The following is a 5,123-nucleotide window of genomic DNA, read 5'->3' as shown; positions in this document are numbered from 1 at the left end:
ACCTCAAGCGCCTGCCGGTGGACGTGCTGAAGATCGACCAGTCCTTCGTCCGCGATGCCACTCAGGACGCCAACGACGCGGAAATCATCCGCGCCATAGTCGCCATGGCGCGCAGCCTGGGCCTGGCGATGATTGCCGAGGGGGTCGAGCACAGCGACCAGTTGGATTTTCTCCAGGAGCAGGGTTGCCACCTCTACCAGGGCTACCTGTTCAGCAAACCTGTGCCCATGGACGAGTTTCGCGTCCTGCTGCAGGACAACCGCCTGCAAGCCTTCCCCTAAAACGACCAGGGCAGCTTATGTCCCGGTTGCGTGTTGAACCTTTGTAGGCGGCTGCGTAGGTTAGGTTGAGGCGCGTAGCGATAAAGCCCAACTGCAAAGCCCAACGGCGATGGTACGGGCACAATCCTTGCCACCTTTTTGTACCTTGTGGGCCTTGCGAGGCTTCGCGCAGCTCAGCCCAACCTACGATCCGGACCAGGGTTTGCTTGCAACACATAACGGGGACATAGCCATGCACAAGGTCATGCTAATTACCGGCGCCAGCCGCGGCATAGGTGCCGCCACGGCCAGGCTCGCCGCGGCCCAGGGCTATGCGCTGTGCCTCAATTACCACAGGCAACGTACGGCGGCCGAGGCGCTGGTGGCGGAGATAGTCCAGGGCGGCGGCCAAGCCATGGCCGTGCAGGCGGATGTGGCCGATGAAGCCCAGGTCCTGCGCCTGTTCGCCAGCCTCGATCGGCACTTCGGCCGCCTCGATGTGCTGGTCAATAACGCCGGCGTGCTGGAACAGCAGATGCGCCTGCAGCAGATGGACCTGGCGCGCTGGCAGCGGGTGTTCGCCACCAATGTGTTCGGCAGCTTTCTCTGCGCCCGCGAGGCGATCAAGCGCATGTCGACCGCCCAGGGCGGGCGCGGCGGCGCCATAGTCAACCTGTCGTCGGCGGCCGCCCGCCTCGGCGCGCCCGGCGAATATATCGACTATGCCGCGGCCAAGGGCGCCATCGACAGCCTGACCCTGGGCCTGGCCAAGGAAGTGGCGGCCGAAGGCATTCGGGTCAACGCCGTGCGCCCCGGGGTGATAGACACCGAGATCCACGCCAGCGGCGGCGAACCCGAGCGGGTGACCCGCATCAGCCAAAGCATCCCCATGGGCCGTGGCGGGCGCGCCGAGGAAGTCGCCGAGGCGATTCTCTGGCTGGCCGGCGAGCAGGCCTCTTACGCCAGTGGGGCGTTGCTGGATATCGGCGGCGGGCGTTAATCCGCCTACCCAACGTGCGTTAGCAAGCCGTAGCCTGGGTTCTGCACGAGGATTCTGTCTTGTAGGAGCCAGCTTGCTGGCGATCCAGGCCCCTACCTAGCGAAATCGCCGACCCCGTAGGTTGGGCTGAGCTCCGCGAAACCCAACGCGATGTCCACCACCAGACCGCCATGTTGGGCTTCGCCGCTGCGCGCCTCAACCCAACCTACAGCGTCAAGCAATGGCCAGTTGCTCCTGCCGCGTGCGAACCGAAACATCGACGTCAAGCAAGGCATCGATACGCAGGCAGTCACTCTCCCGGCGCAACAGGCTAAACAGATCGGTGGCCTCGGGATAGCTGCGGGTCAGCATGGCCAGCCATTGCTTGAGCCGCCCCGGCGCATAGCGCGGGGAGATCTTGCGCCGCGCCTGCAACCAGAAATCGGCCAGCACGGGCTGCAGTTCCTGCCAGCTCATGGCCACCACTTCCTGTCCCGCCTTGGCCGCGGCTATCTGCCGGGCCAGGTCCGGGCGCGCCACCAGACCGCGACCGAGCATGATGTCCTCGACCCCACTGACCTCGCGGCAGCGCCGCCAGTCATCCAGGGTCCAGATCTCGCCATTGGCGAACACCGGCACCTTGACCGCCTCCTGCACCCGCGCCACCCACTCCCAATGCGCCGGCGGCTTATAGCCTTCGACCTTGGTCCGCGCGTGCACCACGATTTGCCCGGCGCCGCCCTCGGCCAGGGCCTGGGCGCACTCCAGGGCATAGTCCTTGTGCTCGAAGCCCAGGCGCATCTTGGCCGTGACCGGAATAGGCGCGGGCACCGCGCGGCGCACTTCGCGGACTATGGCATGCAGCAGCTCCGGCTCTTTCAGCAATACCGCGCCGCCACGGGACTTGTTCACCGTCTTGGCCGGGCAGCCGAAATTCAGGTCGATCACCGGCGCCCCCAGGGTGCAGGCGAAGGCGGCGTTATCCGCCAGGCAAGCCGGATCGGAGCCGAGAAATTGCACCCGCAACGGCGTGCCGGCAGCGGTCTGCGCCCCCGTGAACAGCTCGGGCGCCAGCTTCTCGTAGGTGCTCGCGGGCAGCACCCGCTCGGTGACGCGGATAAATTCGGTGACGCACCAGTCGATGCCACCGACCCGAGTCAGCACGTCACGCAGGATCTCGTCGACCAACCCCTCCATGGGGGCCAGGGCGATTTGCATAGACAATCTCTTGAAAAATTTTCGGGAGAAATTTTTGACGTCGCCCGCCAGGGATGGCAGGCCGCAAAAAATCGTCGGGAACGATTTTTGACGTCGCGCAGCGACGGCCCCGAAGGGGTGGCCGCCAAGGATGGCGGGACACAAAAAACGCCGCGTAGTGTACGCGGCATGGCGGATAAACAGCCAGGCATCGGCCAGGCGGCGCCTGTCAGAGCTCCATGGGGAAAGGCGGCAGCAAAGCCGCGCCATAACCCTCGACGAACTCCGTCGGCATACGCTTGGGCTTGCCAGTGGACAACTCGATACAGACGAAGGTGGTCTTGGCGCGCAACAGGGTGACGCCATCCTCCGGGCGAATCAGCTGGAAGCGCCGGTCCATCTTCAGGCGCTGGTCGGACTCGACTATCCAGGTGGCCATCTGCAGGTGCTGGTCTTCATAGGCGCTGGCCAGGTAGTCGATTTCGTGGCGCAGCACCGCCATGGCGCGGTCGAGGCGGCGATACTCGGCCAGATCCAGCCCCAGGTATTGCGAGTGGCGCCAGGCACAGCGCTCCAGCCAGCTGACATAGACCGCATTGTTGGCGTGCCCGAGGCCATCGATATCCTCGGCCAGCACGTTGATATCGATGACGAACGGATTGGCCAGGTCCCAATTCATAGTTGTTGCTCCAGGCTGCCGGCCAGCTTGCGGACTGTAGCGGCCAGTGGGGGGTGATCGGATCCAGGGTACGCGCACGCACCAGATTGCTCGGTACAACCTTACAGTTGCCGCGCGCACCTTGGAAGGCAAGTCACCCGCTCAGGTCACCCCAAACTGGCCTTGTCACAAGGCCACTGCGCCTGGCAGCGTTTGCCGGGCCGTCCCGAGCAGCTGCAACACCGCCTCATGCAGACGCGGGTCGGCCAACAGTCGCTGGTGGCCGCCCTCCTCCAGGCGCAACAAGCGGCTGTCGAACCAGGCCTGGTGAATGATTTCAGCCTCGCTAAAGGGCACCACAGGATCGTCCGCGGCATGCACCACCAGGCCGGGGTAATCCAGTTGGTATTGCGCCACATCCAGCTTGCCCGCGGGCATGCCGGCCTTCTCCTCGATCAGGTGCACGAAATGTGCGCCCGCCTGCGCCGGCAAGCCCATATAACGGGTGAAACGCCGCAGCATGGTGAGAATCCGGCTCGGCGCGGCAATGCTCACCACCGCCTCGGCGCGCAGGCCCAACTGGGTCGCCAGCAGCACACTGGCGCCGCCCATGGAGTGACCTATCACCGCCTTGAGCGGCGGCAACTCGTTGGCCGCCTCGAGCAGCGCATGGGCAAACTGCACCACAGTGGCCTCCTGCCCCGGCGAGCGCCCATGGGCCGGCGCATCCAGCGCCACCACGCCATAGCCGGCCTTGACCAAGGCCTTGATCAACTCGGCGAACTGCGTCGGCCGGCCTTCCCAGCCGTGCATCAGCAGCACAGTCGGACCGCTGCCCCAGCGCAGGGCCGAGAGCCCGAAACGCAGCGTGACGCGCTCGGACAGCCCCAACAGCGGCAGCTCCCAATCCCGCGGCAAGGTCTCGCGCGGGGTCATAAACTCGCGGCGCAGCTTGCTGGCCAGCGCATGGGGGGCCACTAGACCTACAGATGCATTGAAACCACGAATCCAGCTGATGTTGTTCATTGCCATTCTCCTCAAACGATCGCCGATTTGGCGGCACGCAAGACGCGGTCAGACAACTCACAGGGACCCAGCGCCCGCGCCAGCGCTAGCCCCCCGACCATCAAGGCGATATCGGCGAGCACTTTGTGGGCATCCTCGGGGCTTGCCGCCAATTGCGCGGTCATCAGCTCCAAGTGCTCGGCCAATACGGTGCGAAAGCTTTCCGGCAGTCGCGTCAGCTCGCCCAACGAACTGGGCAACGGACAGCCCTGATCGCTGGCATCGCGATGCTTGCGCGACAGGTAGAAGGCCGCCACCAGCGCCCGCCGCTCATCGGCCGGCAGGCTCGAATCCATCTGCTCGAGCAGCTCGCGGCGCCGACAGAGCATCTGCCGGAAGACCTCCAGCATCAGCGCGTCCTTGCTCTCGAAATGCGCATAGAAGCCGCCGACGGTGAGGCCGGCAGCCCCCATCACCTCGCCGACACTGGGTTCGGCAGGACCACGCTGCAGTAGCGCGGCGCTGGCCGCGGCGAGAATGCGTTCACGGGTTTGCGCTTTCTTGTCGCTCATGTTCGCCTCCATAAATATTACGATTGAAATATTATGCTCGTAATAAATTTATGCAAGACTTAACCACAACCGCTGGTCGGCTGAGTCAACAGGCAGGAAATAAACAGGCGGAAAAACAAAAGGGCCACTCCCTAAAGAATGACCCTTCAAAATCCCGCAGTGCGGGTAAAAATGGCGTCCCCTAGGGGACTCGAACCCCTGTTACCGCCGTGAAAGGGCGGTGTCCTAGGCCACTAGACGAAGGGGACGAAACCTTCGAAGAACAAGGCCAGCACTAGGCTGGCCTGTCGTGGAATTGGTGGAGCTAGACGGGATCGAACCGTCGACCTCTTGCATGCCATGCAAGCGCTCTCCCAGCTGAGCTATAGCCCCGGATTTAACGTCTCTCGACACACAACGCCGAAGCATTGCGGCTGGAAATAGTGGCGTCCCCTAGGGGACTCGAACCCCTG

6 protein-coding genes and 2 tRNA genes are annotated in these 5,123 nt (G+C 64.1%); 2 read left to right on the top strand and 6 right to left on the bottom strand.

Annotation, left to right across the window (positions count from 1 at the left end):
• Window positions 1-281 (top strand): EAL domain-containing protein (locus Q8Q83_RS15220; RefSeq protein ID WP_305624972.1); only part of this gene is annotated, 281 nt, incomplete at its 5' end.
• Window positions 282-513: 232 nt separating this feature from the next.
• On the top strand, window positions 514-1,260 hold the full coding sequence (locus Q8Q83_RS15215; protein WP_305624971.1) for an SDR family oxidoreductase: 747 nt from the start codon (window positions 514-516) through the stop codon (window positions 1,258-1,260).
• 213 nt (window positions 1,261-1,473) lie between these two features.
• Here Q8Q83_RS15215 and Q8Q83_RS15210 read toward each other — a convergent pair whose 3' ends face one another.
• The 6 genes from Q8Q83_RS15210 to Q8Q83_RS15185 form a co-directional block, all read right to left on the bottom strand.
• Window positions 1,474-2,457: a tRNA-dihydrouridine synthase gene (locus tag Q8Q83_RS15210; RefSeq protein WP_305624970.1), complete on the bottom strand. Its 984-nt coding sequence runs from the start codon at window positions 2,455-2,457 to the stop codon at window positions 1,474-1,476.
• 208 nt (window positions 2,458-2,665) lie between these two features.
• Complete coding sequence (locus tag Q8Q83_RS15205) at window positions 2,666-3,115, bottom strand: thioesterase family protein (RefSeq protein WP_305624969.1); 450 nt, start codon at window positions 3,113-3,115, stop codon at window positions 2,666-2,668.
• 165 nt (window positions 3,116-3,280) lie between these two features.
• Entirely contained in the window at window positions 3,281-4,120 is an 840-nt protein-coding gene (locus Q8Q83_RS15200) for an alpha/beta fold hydrolase (protein ID WP_305624968.1), read from the bottom strand.
• 11 nt (window positions 4,121-4,131) lie between these two features.
• A complete protein-coding gene (locus Q8Q83_RS15195) occupies window positions 4,132-4,671 on the bottom strand; it encodes a TetR/AcrR family transcriptional regulator (protein ID WP_305624967.1) in 540 nt (179 codons plus the stop codon).
• Window positions 4,672-4,843: 172 nt separating this feature from the next.
• Window positions 4,844-4,919, bottom strand: a tRNA-Glu gene (locus Q8Q83_RS15190).
• Window positions 4,920-4,967: 48 nt separating this feature from the next.
• Window positions 4,968-5,043, bottom strand: a tRNA-Ala gene (locus Q8Q83_RS15185).
• Between the last annotated feature and the right edge of the window lie 80 nt (window positions 5,044-5,123).

This window comes from Pseudomonas sp., from assembly GCF_030696055.1.
Classification (GTDB): Bacteria; Pseudomonadota; Gammaproteobacteria; order Pseudomonadales; family Pseudomonadaceae; genus Aquipseudomonas.
The sequence above is the reverse complement of the archived record's forward strand: the minus strand, read 5'-3'. Positions and strand labels throughout refer to the sequence as shown.

Bases quoted from the DNA above. Each gene is read 5' to 3' on its own strand.
- Q8Q83_RS15215 (WP_305624971.1), top strand. From the start codon at position 514: ATGCACAAGGTCATGCTAATTACCGGCGCCAGCCGCGGCATAGGTGCC.
- Q8Q83_RS15210 (WP_305624970.1), bottom strand. From the start codon at position 2,457: ATGCAAATCGCCCTGGCCCCCATGGAGGGGTTGGTCGACGAGATCCTG.
- Q8Q83_RS15205 (WP_305624969.1), bottom strand. From the start codon at position 3,115: ATGAATTGGGACCTGGCCAATCCGTTCGTCATCGATATCAACGTGCTG.
- Q8Q83_RS15200 (WP_305624968.1), bottom strand. From the start codon at position 4,120: ATGAACAACATCAGCTGGATTCGTGGTTTCAATGCATCTGTAGGTCTA.
- Q8Q83_RS15195 (WP_305624967.1), bottom strand. From the start codon at position 4,671: ATGAGCGACAAGAAAGCGCAAACCCGTGAACGCATTCTCGCCGCGGCC.